The following is a 23583-nucleotide window of genomic DNA, read 5'->3' as shown; positions in this document are numbered from 1 at the left end:
AAAAGAAACAGCATCATCGGGGCGCATTACGTCCTGTGATGCTGTTTCGGTATTAAATTTGTCTTATTTTACGATGAGCTTTGCAGAGGCAGAACGGTCAGGTCCGTAAACTACCACGAGGTAGGTGCCTGGTACAAGGTTAGATGCGTCTACGTCGAATGAGTCAGAGCCGGCCTTTGCCTGTGATGCCCAGACGCGGCGTGCCGACATGTCGTAGATGCCAATCTCTGCGCCGTTCTTCAGCAGTGTACTGGTGATGGTGAACAGTCCGTCGGTAGGATTTTCCGACAGCTTCAGATCGCGTGAGCTTGACTTAACGTTGTTGATGCCGGTAGAAGGTGTTCCGCCTTTAACCACCTTCAATGAAGGAGTGCCATCGGCAAGTACGCCAGACTCGTCGGCATAGAGAATCACGATATCGTCTTTCTTGAATGTGCCAACCACAGAAGCAGTGTTGTTCTCGCCCACTTCTACGCTGAGAGGATTGGTGTCGAAGTCGCAAACCTTCTTGTTATTCTCGTTCACTACTACAGAAGCTATCGAGAGTACTGAGCCTTCAGCGGCATTGAGAGTGAAGGTATAATTTCCGTCCTCTGGCACAACGAAACGGCGGTTCACCACGTAATAAGCGTTGGCTATGGCGCTCTCGGTGTTGAGCTCAATCACCGGTGCATATGCTGGATTGTTGCCGCATCCGGCTGCCGAAAAACCGTCGAGTTGGAACATGATGGAACATGCTGCATCTGTGGTCACACCCACGAGGTTCACTCCGGCCTTAAGGTAAGTCTGCTGAGGCAGAAGTTCGTTGCTCTCGTTACTGCCTCCGTCGCAAGCGAGGTGCTTTGTCACAACTTTGGTCACGTTAGGAGAAAGAGGGTTGCCAATGTCGCTGCTCAACACCTTGAGTGGAGCGTTGATGGCAGGCTCTATCTGGTACCACATGGTTCTTGCTCCGCCGATGCTTTGGGCGATTCCCAGTCCGTTGCCGTCAATAACGATTGGTTTCACGCAGTACATACCAGCCGGTGCGTTTGCCATTGAAGTTGCACTTGGGAAGAAGAAGTCAGACGACCTGAGCTTTAAGAACACCTTATACTCCTTGCCGGGTTCAAGATAGTAGGTGTTAGTACTCATCTTGATTGCAGAACGGCCTCCGCATCCTTCATATATCAGGATGTTTCCGTCTTCAAGACCAACAGGAGCGCTTGATGGGAACATTGAGGCTTCGGTCACGGAATAGTTGTACCATGCTCCGTTGGGAATAGTGGATCCGTCCACATACGTAGGCATTGCCGTAGCTTCTTCGCATGTTGCACCTTGAGCCTTTAGCTCCGAAATGTTTGCGGCAAGAACAAGTGCCGCACAGCTAAGTAACAATTTCTTCATAATGTTTCTCTCTGATTCTTTAAGTTATTAATTGATGGCAAAGATAGGGAATATTCGCGAAAGTTGACGTTTTTTTTTTTTTTGTTTGCGCTTTTTAACGAAAATCATCTACTATTTGAATAATATTAACCAACTATCTAAGTCTTTTCCCCTAAGTACATTTCACTTAGGATTTGAAACCATGTTACAGGGTCAGAGGGACATTCTAAGAATTCACATGCATATAGCTAATCGTCCTTCTGTATTAGGGACAAGGGTACTCTCATTTTTATTATCTACTTTTGCAGTAGGATTGCAGCATTTCTGAGCATATTCAGATTGGGAACAAGTACGACCAAGTGAACAAGGTCGTGCCGAGGGTTGTGCCGAGGCTATCTAATATTCTAATTTACTTCGCAACAGCAGATATTGCCGGTATGAAATCCTTCTTTCGCGACATCTGTCCTTCCACGCGGATATATCCCTGCTGAGACTTGCCGAAGGCTTTCTCGGCCATTTCTTTCGCTCCTTCACCATAGAAAATGATGTCGGTGTAGTTGTCACGTTTGTTAACCATAAGAGCATAGAGAATATCACGCTCCTTTTTTGCCATTATTGACGGCATCACGGCTTGCATCCTGCCACGCAGACTTATCTGCGACGCCTCGTCGAGCGAATTCACCTGAGCCACACCCATAGGACGTCCGGCTACCTCACTGCCATAGTCCTTGTAGTCGGAAAGGAATATTTCCTCGTCGGTCATACCAGTGTAAGAGGCCAAAGAGTCGGTCATCTCCTCATAGTGTCTTTCAACGTCAGTTATGCCCGACAGGGGTAGAAGGGTGTTGTGCATCTCACGGTCTATGTCGGTCACGGTGGTGGAGGTCATGCCGTTAGTGTCAGACAGTAAGGCAGACAGCATCAGGTATGCCATTGTCTGATTGATGGGCTCACCTAACTCCTGATAGCATGTATACACTACGGTGTTGGTAGAACCTAACGGCACTATCTTGAAATAGGGTATGGAGGCTGTGGGGGAGTTGCCCAACGCATGATGGTCGATAATCTGCAGTACCTTTGCTTCCGTAATGCCGGGCACTGCCTGTTCTGAGGTGTTGTGGTCGGTCATGATGATGCGTAGTCCGGCTGCGTTGTCGAGCACTGGCGGCACCTCTACTCCAGCCTTTTCCAGCACCATCTTTGTCTCGTTGTTTATCTTTCCTGCCACGCGAGGTTCGCAGCGGTAGCCCAGCGATTTCATAAGGCTGGCGTATGCAATGGCAGAGCAGACGGCATCGGTGTCGGGGCTCTTGTGGCCTATGACGTATGTCGTGTCGCTTTCTCCCCAGTCGAGACATGCAAGGATGTTGGCCACAGGACTGGCGGGAGACGAAGGGTTGTCGCGGTCGTCGCATGATGCTAGTTGGAATACAAGACACAACGCCACCAGAACGCTATGCCATCTTATGCATGATTTCGGTATCATGGTGTTTACTTTAATTTTCATGTCGTTTTGATATTATGTATGTTGAAGACTTTTTGCAATTGAATTCATAATGACTGCAAAGCTACGCATTTTTTGTTAGACCGCCAAATAATAATTCAGAAAAAACGGGACTTCGCAAAGGTTTACGTATTAAATAAGTTAATATATCTTTATAAAAATGCACATTTAGAACAAAAATGTGTAATTTTGCAGCCGAATAATTCACATTATAGTATTATGACGCATAATTTATTAGCAGGAAAACGCGGTATCGTCTTCGGTGCATTGAACGAAGACTCTATCGCTTGGAAAGTGGCCGTGAAGGCCGTTGAAGAAGGTGCAACAATAACATTGAGCAACACTCCCATGGCATTGCGTATGGGCGAGCTCGACGAACTGAGCAAGCAGCTCAACGCGCCTGTAATACCAGCCGACGCTACCAGCGTTGAGGATTTAGAGAAAGTATTCAGTGAATCGGTGGAGAAACTTGGCGGAAAGATTGACTTCGTGCTCCACTCTATCGGCATGAGCCCCAATGTGCGTAAGCACCGCACTTACGACGATCTCGACTACAACTATCTGCAGAAGACGCTTGACATCTCTGCTATCTCGTTCCACAAGATGCTACAGGTGGCGAAGAAACAGGACGCTATTGCTGAATACGGCTCGGTAGTGGCTCTTACATACGTGGCTTCGCAGCGTACTTTCTTCGGCTACAACGATATGGCTGACGCAAAGAGCATGCTGGAAAGTATTGCACGCAGCTTCGGATATATCTACGGACGTGAGAAAAACGTGCGTATCAACACCATCTCCCAGTCGCCTACACCTACCACGGCCGGTAAGGGCATAAAGGATATGGAGAACCTGATGGACTTCTCTAACAAGATGTCGCCACTGGGTAACGCCTCTGCCGAGGACTGCGCCAACTACTGCGTGATGATGTTCTCAGAATTCACCCGTAAGGTGACCATGCAGAACCTCTTCCACGATGGTGGATTCTCGTCGATGGGCATGAGCCTACGCGCCATGAACCAGTATTCGAAGGATCTCACTCCTTATGAAGACGAGAATGGAAAGATCATTTACGGATGATGTAAAATAATATTTGATTATTTATATTACGGACACAGAATCTCAGAGTTCTTGTATTTTTTTGCTTAATAGAATTACAATGTCTCTGTGACTCTGTGTCTTTTTATCTAAAAAAATACAACTATCAAAAAACTTATAACTATGAAAAAACTATCAACAATCTTTTTCGTATTGTGCATGGTGTTGACAGCAAATGCCGGCGACTATGCGAAGTATTATCAGAACCTGCCGGTGGAAATGAAACAAGTGGCAGATTTTGACATTCCTGACAATACGGTCTCACTGACCGATTTTGGCGGAGTGGGCGACGGTGTGACCCTTAACACCGAGGCTTTCCGTAAGGCTATTTCCGCACTCACAAAGAAAGGTGGCGGACGACTCATAGTGCCTCAAGGAGTGTGGCTCACCGGACCAATAGTGATGAAAGACAATATCGACCTGCATATTGAGCGTAACGCCATAGTGATGATGTCGCCAGACAAAAGCCTCTTTCTCGACAAGGAAGGAAAGTCGTCGAGATGCGAACCGGGCATAAAGGCTTCAAAACGTAAGAACATCGCCATCACGGGAGAAGGCATCGTAGACGGTAATGGCGCACAGTGGCGACCGGTGAAACGAGGCAAGGTGAGCGACACTGAGTGGAAACGCTTCCTGGCCATTGGTGGTGTGGAACGACAGAACGGACAACTGTGGTACCCCTGGGACGTGAAGGCAGGATTCCCAAACATAGAAGAAACTCCAGAGGCTCAGGAAAAACGCCGACAGGACCTCGTGAGATTCACCGACTGTGAGAATGTGCTTATTGAGGGAGTGACATTCCAAAACTCGCCACGATTCCATGTGCATCCGTGCAACTCACGCAACGTGATAATTGACGGCATAACAGTGCGTTGCCCATGGAATGCGCAGAACGGCGACGCTATCGATATCAGCGATTGCCACCAAGTGCTCATTGTCAACTCCATTGTGGACGCCGGCGATGACGGACTCTGCATGAAGAGTGGAAAGACAAAGCCTACGGCACTGGTGAACGGCTGCGAGGACATCATGATTCAAGACAACACCGTATTCCATGCCCATGGCGGATTCGTGATAGGCAGCGAGGACATCACAGGCATGAAGCGCATTGTGGTGCGCCAATGCCGATTCTCTGGCACCGACACCGGACTGCGCTTCAAGAGCGGCATAGGCCGTGGAGGAAAGACTGAGGCCATTCATATCTCGGACATCGTGATGAACGACATCGCCGACGAGGCTATCGTGATACAGTGTGACTACGTAGACCGCCCTGCCGGCCACGACGCATCGAAGGAAAAGAAAGCCGAAAAGCTTGAGCTTGTTCCTGAATTCACCGATATAAATATTAATAATGTGGTGTGCTATGGCGCAGCTACAGCCATAAAGGCAAAGGGCATCGAAGGACTTAACTGCATTCATGGCATAAGCATCTCCAACTCCACTTTCTCCTACATACAGGAAGGCGTTGACATAGACGCGGCTACTGCTGAGGTGAAACTTGAGAACGTGAGGACGGAGAAAATCAGCTGTCAGAAATAAAGAGAAATCATTTTGTAAAAGAATGCTTGCCGACTTCTATTATTCTACCATTTGCCGACACATTGGTTTTGCTCCAACGGCAGAGCAAGCCAGCGCCATAAGGACGTTTGCCAACTTTGCCCTTGACCGCAACGAGCGTGTGGTCATGATATTGCGTGGCTCGGCAGGTACGGGAAAGACCACACTTGCCGGTGCAATAGTTAAGGCACTGGTGGAAATGAAACAGAAGCTTGTGCTTATGGCTCCTACGGGACGCGCCGCAAAGGTGTTTGCCATGAACGCAGGTCTGGCGGCATTCACCATCCACCGAAAGATCTACCGCCAGAAGACCATGACCGACATGGCTTCTCCCTTCACCCTTAACGCCAACCTCGCTACCGACACACTGTTTATAGTCGACGAGGCTTCTATGATAGCCAATATGGGTATGGGCGACTCCTCCTTCGGCAGTGGCTGTCTGCTCGACGACCTCATTCAGTTTGTCTATTCCGGACGCAACTGCCGCCTGATGCTCATTGGCGACACGGCGCAGCTGCCTCCCGTGGGCGAGGAAGAGAGTCCCGCTCTTATGGCCGAAGTGATGGCGGGATATGGTCTCGACGTGTTTGAGGCAAGTCTTAAGGAAGTGTTGAGACAAAGCCACGACTCCGGCATACTGTTTAACGCTACACGGGTGAGAAGTATGATTGCTGACGACGAGGTGACGCAAATGCCGAAGGTGGTGTTTAGAGGATTTGACGACATTGTCGACCTTAGAGGCGACGAGCTTATTGAGCAATTGTCGTCGTCGTATAGCAATATAGGGCTCGACGATACTATTGTCGTCACGCGTAGTAACAAGCGTGCCATAATATATAATAATGGTATAAGAAACATGGTGCTTGGGCGTGAGGAACTCGTGAGCCAGGGCGACATGCTTATGGTGGTGAAAAACAACTACTTCTGGGCGGAGAAACTGAAACTGCCGTTGCCGTTTATTGCCAACGGCGACCGTGCCCGAGTGTTGAGGGTGAGAAACATACGAGAGCTCTATGGATTTCATTTTGCCGACATCACACTGTTGCTTCCCGACTACGACGGTATGGAACTTACGGCCACTACGCTGCTTGACTCGCTGCAGTCGGAGTCGCCATCGCTCACTCGCGAACAAAGCGAGCTGTTGTTTCAGCAGGTCATGGCAGACTATCAGCATATCCCGCTTAAGGCCGACCGCTACAAGGCGTTGCGCCAAGATGTCTATTTCAATGCCCTCCAGGTGAAATATGCTTATGCCGTGACATGTCATAAGGCTCAGGGCGGACAGTGGGCGCATGTGTATGTAGACCAAGGCTACATGACCGACGACATGCTCTCTCCCGACTATCTCCATTGGCTCTATACCGCTTTTACACGAGCTACGGAAAAACTGTTTTTAGTGAATTGGCCTAAGGAAGGGAGAGGGTAGAGGGATGAAAATATACATTGACGAAAACATAAACGACTTTGACCTCGACGAGGCGATGACTCTACTGTCTGAACAGCGGCGCGAACAGGTGGCGCGCTATAAGATGGAGGGACCGCGGCGGCAGGCTGTCGCTGCCTATCTGCTGCTGAGAAAGGCATTGAGGGAAATGTATGGCATTCATGATGCGCCTGTGTTTGAATATGATGCTAACGGCAAGCCTTCGATATTGGGACATCCGGAGATTTTCTTCAACCTAAGCCACTGCCGAAAAGCCGTGGCATGTGTCGTGGCTGATTCCCCCGTGGGTATCGACGTAGAAGAAACATGCCGCTTTTCAGATAGCATCGCCCGCTATACTCTCGACGATGAAGAATATGAAAGTGTGGTGAAGGCCGACAATCCTTCACAAGCCTTCATACGGCTATGGACTATGAAGGAAGCCCTGTTAAAATATACCGGCGAAGGGCTGCGTCGCGATATAAAAACCGTGCTGCGCCTTTCGCCGGCAAACAAAGTGGAGTTCTTGACCGAACTCCACGATGGCTATGTAGTGAGTGTAGTAAATACTAAATCTTGCTTATGACGCTGTCAATAGCAGCACTGAGACCGTCGGTGTTTTTACCTCCGGCAGTGGCATAATGAGGCTGTCCGCCGCCGCCGCCCTGTATAAGTTTTGCCGCCTCGCGCACGAGTTGGCCTGCGTTCAGACCGTGGTCTTTCACCATGTCGTCGCTCAACATCACGCTCAACATCGGCTTACCCGCATCGATGCTGCCGATAACGCAGAGCAGGTTTTCGGGCACTTCCTGGCGAATCTTGAACACGAGGTCTTTCACGCCCTGAGGCATCAAAGGCAGTATGGCTGAAATCACAGTCACTCCGTTTACCACGCGTGCCTTTTCCAGCAGTGACTCCTTGGCGCGCTCCACGTTTTGTGCACGGAACTCCTCAATGTCTTTCTTCATGGAGTCGTGTTCCTCGATGTATTTCTCTATCACGCCGCGAAGGTCTTTGGCATTGTTGAACATCATTCGAATGGCCTTCAGACCGTCTTCCAGGTTATACATCATCTCTTCACATTCCTTGCCAGTCTTAGCTTCAATACGACGTATACCGGCAGCCACACTGCTCTCGCCCACGATCTTGAACATGCCGATGCGTCCGGTTGACAGTGCGTGTATACCACCGCAGAACTCACATGAAGGACCGAAGCGTACCACGCGCACCTTGTCGCCGTATTTTTCGCCGAAGAGGGCGATGGCACCGAGTTTCTTGGCTTCCTCGATAGGTGTGTCGCGGTGTTCGTCGAGAGGAATGTCCTCGCGTATCATGGAGTTCACCATGCGCTCTACCTGTCTCAACTCCTCGTCGCTGACCTTCTGGAAGTGGGAGAAGTCGAAGCGCAGTGTATCGCTGCTCACGTAAGAACCCTTCTGCTCTACATGGTCGCCGAGCACTTGTTTCAGGGCATAGTCGAGAAGGTGGGTAGCGGTGTGGTTGGCAGCACTGCCTATGCGCTTGTCGATGTCCACGCAAGCCATGAAGTCGGCCGATGGGTCTTTTGGCAGCTGCTTCACAATGTGTATGTTCTGGTTGTTCTCTCGCTTAGTGTCGATGATGTCGATGGTCTCGTTTTCGTTGCAGATTACTCCGCAGTCGCCTACCTGTCCACCCATCTCGCCGTAGAAAGGTGTGTAGTCGAGCACGAGTTCGTAGAACGACTGTTTCTTCTGAGTTACCTTTCTGTATCTTAGAATGTGGCATTCGTATTCGGTATAGTCATATCCCACGAATATCTGTTCGCCTTCCTGCAGCACTTCCCAGTCGCCGTTTTCCACTGCGGCAGCATTGCGTGCACGTGCCTTCTGCTTCTCCATCTCCACGTTGAAGCCTGCCTCATCAACGGTATATCCGTTTTCGCGGCAGATGAGTTCGGTGAGGTCGAGGGGGAATCCGTAGGTGTCAAACATGCGGAATGCCTGAGCACCGTCGAGCACTTTCTCGCCGTGAGCCTTCAGTTCGTCCATGGCCCCGTTGAGCAGGTTGATACCCTTGTCGAGTGTGCGCAGGAATGAGTCTTCCTCTTCCTTCATCACGCGGCCTATGAGTTCGCGCTGAGCCACGAGTTCTGGATAAGCGCCTCCCATCTCGCCGATGAACACAGGCAGGAGCTTGTACATAAATGCCTCTTTTTGGTCGAGGAAGGTGTAAGCATAGCGCACAGCACGGCGCAGTATGCGTCTTATCACGTATCCGGCCTTGGCGTTGCTTGGCAGCTGTCCGTCGGCAATAGAGAACGAGACGGCACGCAGGTGGTCGGCCACTACTCTCATTGCCACATCCACCTCTTCGGTCTTGCCATATTCCTTGCCAGAGAGGCGTGATATCTCCTTGATGATGGGCTGGAAGATGTCGGTGTCGTAGTTGGAGTGCTTGCCCTGAAGAGCGCGAACCAGGCGTTCGAAGCCCATGCCGGTGTCGATAACGTTCATCGACAGTGGTTCGAGGGAGCCATCGGCCTTGCGGTTGAACTGCATGAACACGATGTTCCATATCTCAATCACCTGTGGGTCGTCTTTGTTTACGAGTTCACGTCCTGGCACCTTAGCCTTTTCCTCGTCAGTACGTGAGTCGAGGTGTATTTCAGAACAAGGTCCGCATGGGCCAGTATCTCCCATTTCCCAGAAGTTGTCGTGCTTGTTTCCGTTTATTATATGGTCTGCCGGTACATGTTTAGCCCAATAGCTTGCCGCCTCGTCGTCGCGCACGAGGTTTTCCTCTTTCGATCCTTCGAACACAGTGACGTAAAGGTCTTTCGGGTCGAGTTTCAGTACGTCTACGAGATATTCCCACGCCATGTCGATAGCACCTTCCTTAAAGTAGTCGCCGAAGCTCCAGTTGCCGAGCATTTCAAACATGGTGTGATGGTAAGTGTCGTGTCCCACCTCTTCGAGGTCGTTATGCTTTCCGCTCACACGGAGACACTTTTGAGAGTCGGCACGCCTGCGTGGTTCCGGGTCGCGTGTACCGAGTATAACATCTTTCCACTGGTTCATACCAGCGTTGGTGAACATAAGCGTCGGATCGTCCTTAATAACCATAGGAGCCGACGGTACGATTGCATGTCCTTTCGATTCGAAATAGTTCTTAAACGAATCGCGGATTTCATTAGCTGTCATCATTGTTTTTTATGTCTAATTATATTTTTCTCAGAAAATTGTTGCAAAGTTACTTTATTTTTCGTACATTTGCAAGCAAATTAAAAAAATGATTTATAAAATAGGCGAAATATGGCATTAAATTTGGACAAAACCCTTAAGTTGTACTATTCAATAAGCGAAGTGGCTAAGATGTTTGACGTGAACGAAAGCACTTTGCGCTATTGGGAAAAGGAAATCCCAGCCCTGAAACCAAAGACTTCAGGCCCGTCGCTCATACGTCAATATTCGGAAAAGGATATTGAGGTGGTGAAGGCTATATACAACTTGGTGAAGGTGCGTGGATTTAAAATTGCCGCCGCAAAGAAAATTCTTGCTGCCAACCGCAAGGGGGTTGACAAAACTACCGAGGTGCTAGAGAGACTTATTGCCATTCGCGATGAACTTCAGCTTATGAAGCAACATGTAGATGAGATGTATGTATAGAGGGAAGAGGGCAGAGGGAAGACTCTACCCTCTATCCTCTACTTTTTCAGCAAATCGTCAAACAGTTTTGCTGTTTCGGGGTTTGACGGGCGTGGAGCATTTGCTTTTACTATCTTGCCTTCACGGTCGAGAATGATGAAGCGGGGGATGCCGTTTATCATATATTCGTCGAGGAATGAGGCGTTAGGACCTACATGTAGCTGTATGCCTTGGAGCTGGTCCTTAGTCACCATCTTTTCCCATGCCTCCTTATTCTGGTCACACGACAGGCTTACGAAGTGAATGTCTTTGTCCTTATATGCCTCTTCAAGCTTTTTCAGATGAGGCAGCTCGCCACGGCATGGTCCGCACCATGTGGCCCACACGTCGATGTAGATATATTTTCCACGCAGCGACTCGAGTGTCACTTGTTTTCCGTTGATGTCGGTGCCGGTGAAAGTAGGCGAGGCTTTTCCTGCACGCAGTGCTTCCCATTTGCCACACAGCTCGTTTAGTTTTGAAGTCTTCTCGGCGTCGGTCACGTTTTTCTTGAAATACTCTATCAGAGCCTCGTTGCCGTCGATGCCCTGGCTCGACACAGCCGACATGACGTATGAGTCCACGATGTATTCTTTCACTTTCGCGTCGTTCACCTTGTCTGTCCAATCCATAAATTTCTTAGCTTCGTCGTCGCCTTCCATATTGGAGGTATAACAGCTCTGGGCTGACAATAAGAACTGGCAGTATTCCGGACATTCAAGCCATTCGGAATTGAACTTCGTAAGTTCGTCGAGTTTCGTGAAAAACTTCGCAGAAGGAGTTATCTGCTTCTGCATTTTGTAATACATGTAAGCCGGATACATCGGCAGGGTCATATACGACATGTATTTCAGTCTCAGCTCTTCTTTCTTCTTAAAATCGGCTGGTAGAGAGGCCTTTTCCATCAATGCCTTGTTGGCAGCATACACGCTGTCGCACACCTTAAGGAATGCCGTCTCCTCCAAACCATACTGGTCGCGTGAGATGTCGGCAAACTCAGTGTTGAGCAGGTATCTGTTGATGTCTGCTAAAGCGCCGCTACATTCCGCCTTTCCTGTCTCCATGTCTACGGTCACCGCCAAGTCGCTCTTAGGGTCGAGATACATTGTGCCTCTCATGCTACGTCCGAACACCACGTCGACATACTGCGGTTTGAAGTCACTACTGTCAAGTTTAGCTTCACCGTCGGTTGCATTAAGAGTGGTCCATTTGTCATTATCACTCCAGTTCAACATCACGTTAGCTTTTGCCTGGGCGCCGTTCATCTTGAACTTGTAAACTCCTGCGCTGGCAGAAAGGGCAGAGCTTATAGCCACTGCCAAAATCATTACCTTTTTCATTGTTTTATAATAATTAAATAATAAGTCGTTTATTATTATTACGCAGATTTCCATGAAAAGGGTATAAAAGTGACAATGTTTTTTGAGTATAAATACTTATTGCTCTTACCATTTCATAGCAAAAAAGATGGTCGCGGATGTTTCGTAAGGGATACATCCGCGACCGATTAATAATAATAGTCTAAAAAGACTTATTCTACGCTGAAGTCAAAACCAAAAGGCTGTGTTTGGAAATATTTGTTCTGCAGACCGCTTTTGTAGAAGAAACAGTATTCGCCTGGCTCCAATGGCTGGCTGAATGTCACCTCAAAGGTGTTGTTGTTGATGGGGTTGATTTCGAAATTAATCATCTCACGCGTACTGGCGTTAGATCCGCTGAATCCAGCCACTGTATATGACATAGAACTCGGGAAGAGACGACGGCCACCCTTCTTGTTTTCCTTCACCTGCATCTTTATAAGCTGGAACTCGTTAGGGCTCTGAATATCGTTCATCACCATTTCATACCAGTTGGCGTGCTCGGAATTGAAGCTGGCGTTGTCAACCTTATTGAAGTAGAATCTGAATACCGGTTGACGGCTGGTCTTTGTTTTTGCCTTTGAACCTGGAATCATCATCTTCTGGATGTCCTTGCCCGAGGTCATCATCAATCCTGCACCGGCTGTAACGGCAGCAGCCTCACCTCCACTTATATTTCGGTCGCTAACTGCGCTTCCCACTCCGTATGCAGCTAAGCCAATTGCAGCTGCCGTTGCAAGGTTAAAGCCCTTCTTTTCCTTTTCGAAGTTGCAACGGTAAATCTTTGTCGGCTTGCCACCGTCAACAGGATTCCAAAGTATGACACCCTCATAGCCGTTGTCCACCTTGGCTATCTTCTGTATGTATGACGTAAGGGACGCATCAGCTCCAGCTGCCTTTAGCTGGCGCATGTAGTTGATGTTGAAGGTGATCGTACGTGTTGTGCTGTTCTCTATAGCACCGATAATTTCCTCTGAAGAAAAACCTTCTTTCAAAAGGTCGAGCACAGTTTGGTTATTCACTTCGTCATTCTGTGCATTTGCAGTAAAAACAGACGCAACAAACATTGCAATAAATAAAAGCTTCTTTTTCATATTAGATTGTTTCTTTTAATTGTTGTAAAAGGATGTGCAAAGGTAGTTTGATTTTTTGTTTTCACAATAATAAATCGATATTTTTTTTGATTTCATCGTGTTAAACATTACTAACTGAAGATTTCTGTCTTTATTTAGGAAAATCTACAGGCTACGGATAGGAGGGTGGGTGTTTCAAAAAATGAGTTAAATTATCATAATTATTCAGCTTAAGCTAGGCAAGTGTAACTGTAAATAGCTACTTTTGCACTACAATAAAATACTCAACTTCAAAACAGTATTGGATATTAAGAAAGACAGTATGATACAACAAATAGAATTCACACTCCCGGCAAAACATCGCGGATGCCATCTCGTAACCCGTGAAGTATTGGACCATCTGCCAAAGCCACTTCCCAAAACAGGGCTGCTTAACCTCTTCGTAAAGCACACTTCCTGTGCCTTGAGCATCAATGAAAACGCAGACCCTGACGTGCGTAAGGACATGGAGAAAATCCTCAACCGTCTGGTGAAGGAAAATGAACCATACTACGACCACGTTATGGAAGGCGCTGACGACATGCCAGCCCATGCCAAAAGTTCACTCTTTGGCGTAAGTGTCAACATCCCCATAACCAACGGACGCCTGAACCTCGGTACATGGCAAGGCATCTATCTGTGTGAGTTTCGTGACTATGGCGGTGAGCGCAGGATTGTTGCTACACTGATGGAATGAGTCTATCGACTTAAGCATGTCTCATTGTTTTCGTATTTTTAACGGGAAGTAATAAGAAAAACATACAATAACTCTTGTCATTTAGATGAAAATGTGTAACTTTGCACGCAAAGTCAGGTATAAAATGTGTGACTTAATCATAAAAGTCGGGTATAAAATGTGCGACTTTTTGTAAAAACTCGGTATTAAAACGTGTAAGACCATGTATATAAGGAAAATAGAATCGGTATTCCAGTCATGGATGGATACGCCCTCGCACAAGCCCATAGTGGTGAAGGGAGTTCGCCAATGTGGAAAGACAAGCAGTGTGGTTGATTTTGCCAACAAGCATTTCAGGCATATTGTTTATTTGGACTTTAGGGAGCATCCTGATTACAAGATGTTTTTCACCCCAAACCTTCATGTGGATGATATTATCATGCGCATAACGGCAGCTATGCCTGATGTGGAAATAGAAGCAGGGAATACATGTTTCATTTTCGATGAGATACAGGATTGCCCACGGGCAAGAGGCTCGTTGAAATATTTCTTTCTTGATGGGAGATTCGAGGTGATGTGTACAGGGTCATTGCTTGGAGTTAATGGCTACAAAAGCCGCGAAGAACAGGCAGAAGAAGCAGATGCTTCCATTCCTGTGGGATTTGAGGACATTGTTGATATGTATCCCATGGACTTTGAGGAATGGCTATGGGCAAACGGCATCAAACCGATGCACATCGACTATCTGAGAAAATGCCTTGACAATGAGGCACCTGTTGACGCATCCCTTCATGCCAGATTTCGCGAGCTGCTGTACCAATATGTCATTGTCGGCGGAATGCCAGAGGCTGTAACTACATTTCTGAATACGAAGCAGATTGGTAAGGTTCTGTCCATTCAGCGTCGAATTGTGGACGAATATAAGGCTGACATGGTGAAATATGCGCTGTTGGCAGATAAACCGAAAATCCGCGAGTGCTTTGAATCTATTCCGTCACAACTGTCACGAGAGTACAAGAAATTCACCTTCTCCACGGTTCGACCTGGAGGACGTGGGCGTGATTATGCGGGAAGCCTTCAGTGGATAGAGGATGCAGGTATCATCCGAAGGTGCTATAATACGGAAACTACCGAATTGCCTTTGGATGGTAATCGCATACAGAGCGAGTTCAAGGTTTATATGTCTGACATCGGCCTGCTCGTGTCTATGCTTGAGGACGGCACACAATCGAGCATATTGCGAGGAGAGCTGTATGGATATAAAGGTGCCATCTTTGAGAATCTTATTGCCGATATCCTTGGCAAGATGGGGCGTAAGCTCTACTATTACCACAAGAACGGCGGCATTGAACTGGATTTCCTGATGCGCCATAAGGGGCAATGTGTCCCGATTGAATGTAAGGCCACGACAGGCAATGCCAAGTCCATGCGCACCGTTCTTGGGCATCCGGAGAAATACCATGTGGATTATGCAATAAAACTTGGAGACTACAATGTAGGCAAGAAAGACAAATTGCTCACTTTGCCGATGTATATGGCATTCTTGTTGAATGAATATTAAGTAAAACGACGAAACCCTTTAACCCCATTTCTTCAACGGTACTTCGAAAAGAAAGTCCCGAACCGTTGCCGTTCGGGACTCTCGTCTGCCTTTATTCCATCGGCTTAATCATTCTTTCGATAATTACAATAAGGCCATTCCATCTTCTCTTCTGATGTCAAGTATCTCGCCGAGATGAAACTCCACTATGCCATCGGCATAAGTAGTGTCAACCACGCTCACAAGAACATTATCCCCACCGTGTCCTCCCTGGCCGACAATGAAACGCAGGGCATCGAAACGGCGTAGATAGCGTTTGCCGTCAGCAGGGTCAATGTATGTATATCGGTTCAATGTGGTCTGCTTTATTTCCCTTCGCTCAACAGTCTTTGTTCCACCGACAATTTCATTGAACAGTATTTGCCGTATTCTAAGTGTCAATATGTTCATACCTTGTGTGTCATACTTGGAACTATTCTGCTTTATCTGCTTTTCCAAACATTGGAGTTTCGGATTGTATAAGTAGTTGACTATCGTCCCATCTAAAATACGCTGAATGATAATCTCGATAATTCCAAACGGCACAACGAACCACTCGCGAGGCTGATGCTCCACACCATTGGCATCATAGACATTAATGTTCATCTGTACGCTTTTCAACACCTTATGTATTATGTCCTCAAACTTGTGTGAGTTTAGATTCATCACTTTGTACGAAGCTACTATCTCCACTGGTGCCATTAGATATGTCGGCTCGTTTTCGGCATAGGCTATTCGGTCTTCCACCCTGTTTGTGGAGAAGCCTATCTTGTAGAGGTCTTTCTTGCACGATATTTCAGGGGCTTTTGACAACGAGCGAAGCACATAAATGTATCCCGTCACGATGTCCTCACCATTGCTTGTCCCATGCCTGAAGAAACTGCGTTCCATTTCCGAGTCAAGTTCAGTAACACCATAGCCGTCGCCCATGACACTCTTTCGCAGTGTCTGTAGCAGTATGTCCGACTCCTGCCCATTTTCATAGATACATCGTGTACGACCGTCTATGGCATGGTTGGTTCCCTCGTAGCTCTCCAGTATTTTTTCCAAAAACACCATCTGTCCGCTCACTATGTAGTAGTGCCCCTCCTTCAGGTTCACCGTCTTTGCTATTCTGACGAGGCTTCGCTTTCCAGCTTTCAGATCACTATGAACCTTTTTGAATCCCTCGGCATATTTGTAGAAGTCCTCACAGGGCTTCCGTTGTGCCACATAATCAGCCTGTTTCCTGCCGATTACGTCCTTCATGTCTTGGGGGATGTCAAACAGTCCAGCCTCCTTTGCCGTTATGTCGCTGAGCAAAGGGTCGTCAAATATCTTTTCAAGCTCCTTGTCAATGTCCATTTGCTACTTCCTTTTTGTTCTTCTTACAGTTGTCGTCTCAGTCCTTCGAACCTCGCCCACATGCGTTTCTCCATAAGGTCGCCGTTGCGTTGTGGCTCGCGTCCGTGTTCCGCCATCCACGCCTCCAGCTCAGCCACCTGTTTGTCTTTCCTGTCGGCGGCGGTAGGTGCGGGAGCCTTTGGGCGCACATCGTCAAACAGAGGGTCTTCAAACACCTCTAACAATTCTTTTGGCCATTCCATATCGTTCCTTGTTTTTCAACCGTTCATTCCTCGTATTCCAGTCCTGCCATCTTTCTTGCCTTCAGGTTTCTCAGCATCTGATAGGCGGCAGCCATTTCTCTCACCTTTGGGTCGGGGTCGTCGCCTTGTGGAATATTTCCCCCATGTTCTTCTACGTATGCCTTGAACGGACCTTTAAAAATCATTATTGCTTGCTCCATCGTAAGGTCAAACTTCTGCTCGGCTATCGTGTCCTGTATTATTCTCAGCGTTGGGGCATCCACGGTTTTCGACAGCACCTCATACGCCCTTTGGAACGGGTTTATAGTGTCTATAAGATTGATGCTCAGCTTATCGATGTTCACAAACCTGTTGGCAAGTTTTATCAGCCTGTTGCCTTCGCTCTCGCCGTCCTCCGCGTTTCTCTCGTCCCTCCTAATGATGGTATCCTCAACCACAATATCGCTTCCTTTTATCAATGTGTCCGCAAGGAAATGCTCTCTGACCATTTCCACTTCTTCGTCGTTGAGGTCAGGATAACGCTCACGAATCACTTTTGGAATCAACACCTTCGTTATGGTCTCTGCCGTGGTTGAGCCACTTATGGCTCTTACCACGAGGTCGTTGTTCAGCACGTCGGCTTTCAGGTCGTCCAGCTGTTCCTCCACAATCTGCTTTGCCCTTACGCTTGTCAGTGGCTTCAGACCTTCTATCACTACGGTGTTCTTTTTCCTGTTGTTGTCATCGTCGTCAATGTCTGCCGCCGTCTTGAAGTTCCAGCTTGGAGCCATCACCTGTTCCATGAGCAGTGAGGCGGTTATGGCTTTCAGGAAATCATTCACCGCCACCTTCACGTCGGCTTGCTCAGCGTCAGGCATGGCTATCATGTTTACGAAACGCGCCGTTTCCTTTCCCTCACAGTCGCGTGTGCATCGGCCTATTATCTGTATCACCTCTGTCAGCGATCCCCTTACACCAATAGTCAGACACATCTCGCACCACTGCCAGTCAAATCCCTCCTTTGCCGTTCCCAGTGCTATAATGATGTCCACGTCGTCGCGCCGTTTCATCTTCTGCAGAAAGCCTTGCACTCGGTTACGCTCCTTAGGGTCGTCCTCCACAAGGTCGGCAATTCTCAGCAGTCTGCCGTCTGGCGTCTCCACCGTATATATCCCGGTGTTGTAGTCCCTGTCCACCCTCCTGCCTATTAGCCTCATTATCTGGTCGGTCTCGTCGTATTTCAAGCCTGTTGAAGCTCGCGAGTTTATGCTCGGAATGTGGATAATGGTCTTCTTCGTAGTGTCGAGCACCTCCATGATGTGGTCGAGATAGCTTCCGTGGTAGAAGTGATAGCCAAGAACGAGGTTTTTCATATATCGGTAGCCGTTCAGCTGCTCATAGTAGTTGTAGGTCACGGGGAAGAAACGTGCCTCGTCTTCTTGCCTCAGCACAGGCACTCCGTCGCCACGGAAGTAGCTTCCGGTCATAGCCACGATGTGTCCCGTGGAGTTGTTCATCACACGGCGCACCACATCGCCAAGGTTCGACTCTGCGTCGGCGCTTGTATGGTGAAACTCGTCTATTGCCAACAGGGTGTCGTTAAACCATTCGTCTTCCATTTCCTTCATGGCGTTTCTTAGCGTGGCGTGTGCGCATACGAGTATCTTTGCCCCCTTTTGGCGGAAAAACTCAATGAAACGACCCTTCTTGTCCTTCTCGTTCTTCACGTCGGTCAGGTTGAAGTAGTTCGCCACGTTCCAGTCTGCGAAAAAGCCGTAGGGCTTCAGTCGGGTGTTCTGAAACGAGCGTCCGATACTTTTTTCCGGCACAGCCACCACAACTCTCTTTATGCCTTGGTGCTGCAGTTTGTCGAGGGCAATAAACATCAGTGCTCGGCTCTTTCCCGATGCGGGCGGTGCCTTTATCAGCAGAAACCGTTTGTCGCGTGCGGCATAAGCCTTTGCCTGCATTTCTCTCATTCCCAATTCGTTAACATCCGACGACCTCCCGGTCTGTTCATATTTTATGTTAACTATCTCGTTTGCCTTTTGTTTCATAAGCCTAATGCTTTTTGCTTGTCATTTTCTCATACATCTTGAACAGACATTCCAGCCTTGCCTCGTCGTTGGCAAAGGGATATCCGGGGTAGCAGCTCTCCACAATGTCATCCAGAGTCTCGTGCGCCTTACGAAGGTCATCGGGCATAGTGTCCGGGTCGTAGAGCTCAGCCAATGTCTTGCCCACATGGAATTCCCTCGTTATCAGCACCTCTTCAGCGGCGTTGGCAATCTCCTCTTTTTTAGATGCTGATATTTTGGGGAAGGGGAAGGTATTGTAGCAGAGTTGGGCGGAATAACGAATACGTGTTTCTAATTTCCCAGAAACATTTTTAACCCATACCATATGTAAATGTGACTCTACAATTCCAAAAGTAAAACTATCACCATTATAAATTGCGAAAGCCGAATGATAAATGACGGTATTGGGTTCTACAAAACCAATAGGTATATATTTCCTTTTTTCAGACGATACGGCCGGTATGATGATTGATGAGGAGCTATTATACCGATTTTCAGAAAAAGCCCAAGGTTTATTGGCTTTTTCAACAGTCTGTTTTTTGGGGCTTTTTTTCCGACTTTCAGCCACCTTTAAGAATCGAGCCTTTAATTCTGGGTAACTGTATGCATAATCTACTTCTTGTTGTTCAATCCACAAACAATATCGTTCAACACTATCAATAAACTCTTTTGCCCCAATAAAAGGCTTGATTAATTTTTCAAGTTCTGGATAACGATTTAGGAGAATTCTCTTCTCCTCGCTATTTAAACTCAAATTATTATCATCAGCTGGCAAACTACCTAATATTATTGGCATTAATCCTGAAATAGATTTATTTGATTTCTGTATTATTGTCGTTTTATCACTTGACAATAATGGGGAAATGTGTTCTACTTCCATTTTTTTATCATCTGAAAATAACATTTTCTTCTCATTATTCTTGCAAGATAATCCAACAATAACACAAGTTACACCTGCGTTATGCTTTGCATTATTTTTCCATTTAAAAGATGTGTATGCGAACGGTATATCTACATTCATTTCTAAAATATATTTCCATAATAGTGAGATATGCTCCCCTTGACATATGGAATTCGTACTAACGAACCCACATTTAGAAAATGTATTTTCAACATATTTAGCTCCTTTATAAAACCATTGTGATATATAGTCTAATTTTCTAAATACAGGAATATCATTGGCAAAAGTATTTTCCATGTCTTTTTTTTGTTCTTTTGTTTGGAGCCTAAATCCTAAATACGGCGGATTCCCAAACACAAAGACCTCTTCGTCCTTAGTATGTGGACATACAACGTCCCAGTCCAAACGACAGGCATTGCCACACACTATTTGCGTAATGTTCTTAAGAGGCAGGGCTTTGGTGTTCACTCCAAACTCCTCGTTTAGTTTCCTGTTCATCTGATGCTCTGCAAGCCATAGCGACAGCATTGCCACCTCGTGAGGGAAGTCGAGAAGCTCTATGCCGTAGAACTGATCGAGACGAATCACACTGTTGTCAACCAGCAGCTGACCACCCTCACCCTGACAAGCCTTCTGAAGCTTCAAGATGTCCATCTCCAGGAAGCGGAGCGACTTATAGGTGATGATAAGGAAATTGCCGCTGCCGCAGGCTGGGTCGAAAAACTTCATCTGGCTCATGCGCCTCAACAGTTTGTCGCCATCGCCAACAATGGCCTTCAGCTCCTTGAAGTAGTCTTTCTTCTCTATGCCGCGAAGTTCCCTCAGCTGCCTCAGCTTCTCATATCTCTCATTTAGATTATGATATTTTTCTCGCAGCTCGTCGAGAAACAGAGGATTAATCACCTTCATAATGTTTGGCACACTCGTGTAGTGCATACCCTGCGTGGCACGTTCCTCTGGATTCACCACGGCTTGGATCATCGAACCGAATATGTCGGGATTGATGTCCTTCCAGTCCAGCTCACCACACTCAATGATTATCTTCCTTGCCCTCGCTCCCATTTTTGGAATCTGAATGTGCTTTGAGAACAGGCCACCATTAACGTATGGGAATTGCTTCACTATTTTTGGAATGTCCCTGCTGCGGAGCGAAAGGTCCATCACGTTGAACGACTCATCGAGATAGTCCGACAGATCGCTGCCGTCGTCCTTCGTATATCTCATGATGGAAGTCGTAAACAACCCTTCCTCAAATATCCCCGTGTCTTCAGCGAAGAAGCAGAACAGCAATCGGGTGATGAAGATGTTCAGGTCGTGTAGGTCGCTGTCGCTGCGGAAATCGTTGTAGGCACGCAGTTCGTCGTGCAGTTTGGCAAGTTTCTCGGCAGCCTTCACGTCGGCGGGATTCTCTTCCACATAGTGTATCCGCTCAATACCCATCAGAGGATAGAAGAAACCAAAGTCACAATACAACCTGTCGAGTTGGTTCTCGTAAGTTTCCTTTTCCCTTAGGTCATAGGCGAGAATCGACTTTCCGTCGCTCACAGCCACAATCTTTGGTGCCGCTTTCAACACTTGACTGTCGTTTTTCAGAAGTTCCAACTCTGTAGTCATTCTTCTTGTCGGCACTTCACAGAAGCACAACAGTCCCTTGATGAGCAGTCCGTCGAAAGTCTTCAGAATGCCCTTCCCTTCCTTGTATCTCTCAATGTCTCTTTCACTTTTGCCAAAGGAGTATAGCAGCTCATATCCCACCTCGTCGGCAGGAATGACATAGTCACGAAACGCCATCAGGCGCTCCTCTATCTCCCTATAGCCCAGTTGTGTTTTCTTTGCCATAGGCGTAGCCTTTCTTAAAGTTTTAGGCAAAAGCACTTATCGGCAGAATATGGGCAAAAACATAAAGACCTCCCGATATGGCAAAAGAAAGGCGTGTGCCTTGTTCTTACCATAATCTTGAGGCCGTAGGAATTGCCCATAACACCTGATAAGTCATGCCCACGCCTATGCAGCGCAGACATCAACACTTATACTTCGGTGCTATAATCAATGAAATTTCCTACGTTTCAAGATTAACCGAATAACTGCTAATGCTGTTATTATTAAATCCAAAAAACGAGCCTCGTCCTTCGCCAAGCACAAAACTCACGTGCAAAGATAGTGCAAAACGAAGACAATACAAAATAAAAGTCCAAAAAACTTTTATTTTTATTGTTGAGATGCAGCCTATCTTATCAAAAGATAGTGCAAAAAATCGATTTAGCGAAGGAAAAGAGAACATTTTTTCTTTTCTGAGCGTGAGATTTTTATTCAAAAAATCGATTTAGCGAAGGAAAAGAGAATAATTTTTCTTTTCTGAGCGTGAGATTTTTATCTAAATCGAAGACAATACAAAATAAAAATCCGACGTTGATTAATAATTAAAGTTAAATATTATATTGTCATTTTGATGTATTAGCCAAATGTAGTATATTTGCAACAAATATAAGGACTATTGTTTATATGATGAAGAGCAAAATAGAATATTTGGTAATGTTGATAGCAGAATTTGCAAAGCGATACCACATCACGTCGCAGGAGGCTTTTAGATATCTCAGAAGGTATAAGGGATTTGAACTCTGCGATGTGCATTATGGAATCATGCATACACTATCACTTGACGAAAACTTAGATAGTCTATATCGTTATTGTAAGAAGAACGGAGGTGTGTTATGATGCTTTATCATGGCTCAAACCAGACTATAGACGAAATTGATTTGAGAAAATCACGCCCTAACAAAGATTTTGGACGTGCATTCTATCTGTCACCTATTAAGTCTCAAGCGATGGATATGGCCAAATTCAGGGTGATGCTTGACGGTGGAAAACCTGTCATTACTGCCTATACCTTTGATGAGGAATGTTTGAACTCTTCTTCTCTTAGGGTTCTTCGCTTTGACAATTATTCGGAAGAATGGGCAAAGTTTGTGCTTGCGAATAGAGATGCCCAAACTTGTAATGATAGTCATGACTACGACATTGTCTATGGACCTATTGCCAACGACAGTGTCGGTAGGCAAATAACTAATTTAAAAGAAGGTTATATCACCTTCGACGTTTTTTTGGAAAGATTGAAATACATGAAGGGCATCACCTTTCAATATGCTTTCTGTAGTGCCAATGCAATATCAAAACTTGTTAAGCTATGAATGTCAGTCAATCGGATTTCGAGTTTATGAAAGAATGTCTCAGTAGGGACATCATTGCCATCTTGGTTGAGGAAATGGGCATGAGCCTACCAACCGCTTTCGACCTATTTTATAATTCGGATACTTATAGCAAGTTGTCAGACCCTAATACTGGCTTGTTTTTCCAAAGTCCGAGATACGTTCTCTCTTATCTGCTACCCGCATCTTCCTCGAATCGTTGACCATAGATGCTGGCGAGAATATCAACATCGCAGTCCTCCAGTTCCTCTTGTCCTTTTGCCTCATGATATTTTGCCCTTTTCATGCCCTAAACGGCGATTTGAGTTAAGATGACAATCCATTTTTGGACTGACATCTTACTTAAACCAATTATGGTTAGAGTGCATAAGGTGAACGCAAAAATGCGTTGGGTTATATCTCAAAGTCAGGTCTCCACAAATTTGTGGGCGGCTCATTTTTACTCGGTATCACATTTTACTCGTAAATTATAACTCGCATATCGCCTATTCACATCTGA

General features: G+C 46.7%; 18 protein-coding genes. 9 read left to right on the top strand and 9 right to left on the bottom strand.

Annotated features, from left to right (window positions below):
• Positions 1 to 63: 63 nt before the first annotated feature.
• Together CIK98_RS14580 and CIK98_RS14575 are read right to left on the bottom strand one after the other, a co-directional pair.
• On the bottom strand, positions 64 to 1386 hold the full coding sequence (locus CIK98_RS14580) for a T9SS type A sorting domain-containing protein (RefSeq protein WP_094385494.1): 1323 nt from the start codon (positions 1384 to 1386) through the stop codon (positions 64 to 66).
• A gap of 388 nt (positions 1387 to 1774) precedes the next feature.
• Positions 1775 to 2872, bottom strand: a complete 1098-nt coding sequence (locus tag CIK98_RS14575; protein WP_094385492.1) for a DHH family phosphoesterase — start codon at positions 2870 to 2872, stop codon at positions 1775 to 1777.
• 216 nt (positions 2873 to 3088) lie between these two features.
• On the opposite strand from CIK98_RS14575, the gene CIK98_RS14570 reads away from it, so the two are divergent.
• The 4 genes from CIK98_RS14570 to CIK98_RS14555 all read left to right on the top strand — a co-directional run bounded on the left by CIK98_RS14570 (position 3089) and on the right by CIK98_RS14555 (position 7530).
• Positions 3089 to 3946 (top strand): enoyl-ACP reductase, encoded by an 858-nt coding sequence (locus CIK98_RS14570; RefSeq protein WP_094385490.1) that lies wholly within the window; start codon positions 3089 to 3091, stop codon positions 3944 to 3946.
• A 141-nt stretch (positions 3947 to 4087) separates the two neighbouring features.
• Positions 4088 to 5503 (top strand): glycoside hydrolase family 28 protein, encoded by a 1416-nt coding sequence (locus tag CIK98_RS14565; protein WP_094385488.1) that lies wholly within the window; start codon positions 4088 to 4090, stop codon positions 5501 to 5503.
• Between the two features lie 22 nt (positions 5504 to 5525).
• The gene (locus CIK98_RS14560; protein WP_094385486.1) at positions 5526 to 6947 is read left to right on the top strand and encodes an ATP-dependent RecD-like DNA helicase; all 1422 of its coding nucleotides are present in this window, start codon (positions 5526 to 5528) and stop codon (positions 6945 to 6947) included.
• Positions 6948 to 6951: 4 nt separating this feature from the next.
• Positions 6952 to 7530: a 4'-phosphopantetheinyl transferase superfamily protein gene (locus CIK98_RS14555; protein ID WP_094385484.1), complete on the top strand. Its 579-nt coding sequence runs from the start codon at positions 6952 to 6954 to the stop codon at positions 7528 to 7530.
• On the opposite strand, the gene alaS is transcribed toward CIK98_RS14555, so the two are convergent.
• A complete protein-coding gene (gene alaS / locus CIK98_RS14550; RefSeq protein WP_094385482.1) occupies positions 7514 to 10129 on the bottom strand; it encodes an alanine--tRNA ligase in 2616 nt (871 codons plus the stop codon). The two genes, CIK98_RS14555 and alaS, sit on opposite strands and share 17 nt — an antisense overlap.
• A gap of 108 nt (positions 10130 to 10237) precedes the next feature.
• Between alaS and CIK98_RS14545 the strand changes: the two genes are divergently transcribed.
• Positions 10238 to 10591, top strand: coding sequence for a MerR family transcriptional regulator (locus tag CIK98_RS14545; protein WP_094385481.1), 354 nt, complete (start codon positions 10238 to 10240; stop codon positions 10589 to 10591).
• A 38-nt stretch (positions 10592 to 10629) separates the two neighbouring features.
• Here the strand turns inward: CIK98_RS14545 and CIK98_RS18765 are convergent, their stop codons facing one another.
• Positions 10630 to 11949, bottom strand: coding sequence for a TlpA disulfide reductase family protein (locus CIK98_RS18765; protein ID WP_172409973.1), 1320 nt, complete (start codon positions 11947 to 11949; stop codon positions 10630 to 10632).
• 191 nt (positions 11950 to 12140) lie between these two features.
• Complete coding sequence (locus tag CIK98_RS14535; protein ID WP_094385477.1) at positions 12141 to 13061, bottom strand: hypothetical protein; 921 nt, start codon at positions 13059 to 13061, stop codon at positions 12141 to 12143.
• Positions 13062 to 13362: 301 nt separating this feature from the next.
• On the opposite strand from CIK98_RS14535, the gene CIK98_RS14530 reads away from it, so the two are divergent.
• Both CIK98_RS14530 and CIK98_RS14525 read left to right on the top strand, forming a co-directional pair.
• Entirely contained in the window at positions 13363 to 13776 is a 414-nt protein-coding gene (locus CIK98_RS14530; RefSeq protein WP_094385557.1) for a secondary thiamine-phosphate synthase enzyme YjbQ, read from the top strand.
• Positions 13777 to 13978: 202 nt separating this feature from the next.
• Positions 13979 to 15316, top strand: a complete 1338-nt coding sequence (locus CIK98_RS14525; RefSeq protein WP_094385476.1) for an ATP-binding protein — start codon at positions 13979 to 13981, stop codon at positions 15314 to 15316.
• A gap of 123 nt (positions 15317 to 15439) precedes the next feature.
• Here the strand turns inward: CIK98_RS14525 and CIK98_RS14520 are convergent, their stop codons facing one another.
• Genes CIK98_RS14520 through CIK98_RS14505 form a run of 4 tightly spaced genes read right to left on the bottom strand, consistent with a single transcriptional unit; the run spans position 15440 to position 21717 of the window.
• The gene (locus CIK98_RS14520) at positions 15440 to 16678 is read right to left on the bottom strand and encodes a GIY-YIG nuclease family protein (protein WP_094385474.1); all 1239 of its coding nucleotides are present in this window, start codon (positions 16676 to 16678) and stop codon (positions 15440 to 15442) included.
• Positions 16679 to 16701: 23 nt separating this feature from the next.
• The gene (locus CIK98_RS14515) at positions 16702 to 16920 is read right to left on the bottom strand and encodes a hypothetical protein (RefSeq protein WP_094385472.1); all 219 of its coding nucleotides are present in this window, start codon (positions 16918 to 16920) and stop codon (positions 16702 to 16704) included.
• 23 nt (positions 16921 to 16943) lie between these two features.
• Positions 16944 to 18956 carry a DEAD/DEAH box helicase gene (locus CIK98_RS14510; RefSeq protein WP_094385470.1) on the bottom strand — a complete coding sequence of 671 codons (2013 nt, stop codon included), beginning with the start codon at positions 18954 to 18956 and terminating at the stop codon, positions 16944 to 16946.
• A 4-nt stretch (positions 18957 to 18960) separates the two neighbouring features.
• Positions 18961 to 21717, bottom strand: a complete 2757-nt coding sequence (locus CIK98_RS14505; RefSeq protein WP_094385468.1) for a DNA methyltransferase — start codon at positions 21715 to 21717, stop codon at positions 18961 to 18963.
• A gap of 663 nt (positions 21718 to 22380) precedes the next feature.
• On the opposite strand from CIK98_RS14505, the gene CIK98_RS14495 reads away from it, so the two are divergent.
• Together CIK98_RS14495 and CIK98_RS14490 are read left to right on the top strand one after the other, a co-directional pair.
• Entirely contained in the window at positions 22381 to 22593 is a 213-nt protein-coding gene (locus CIK98_RS14495) for a DUF3791 domain-containing protein (RefSeq protein WP_094385464.1), read from the top strand.
• Positions 22590 to 23066: a DUF3990 domain-containing protein gene (locus tag CIK98_RS14490; protein WP_094385462.1), complete on the top strand. Its 477-nt coding sequence runs from the start codon at positions 22590 to 22592 to the stop codon at positions 23064 to 23066. The genes CIK98_RS14495 and CIK98_RS14490 overlap by 4 nt, the downstream gene beginning before the upstream one ends.
• Positions 23067 to 23583 lie beyond the last annotated feature (517 nt).

This window comes from Prevotella sp. P2-180 (assembly GCF_002251435.1).
GTDB lineage: Bacteria > Bacteroidota > Bacteroidia > Bacteroidales > Bacteroidaceae > Prevotella.
This window is presented reverse-complemented; position numbering and strand designations above follow the sequence as displayed.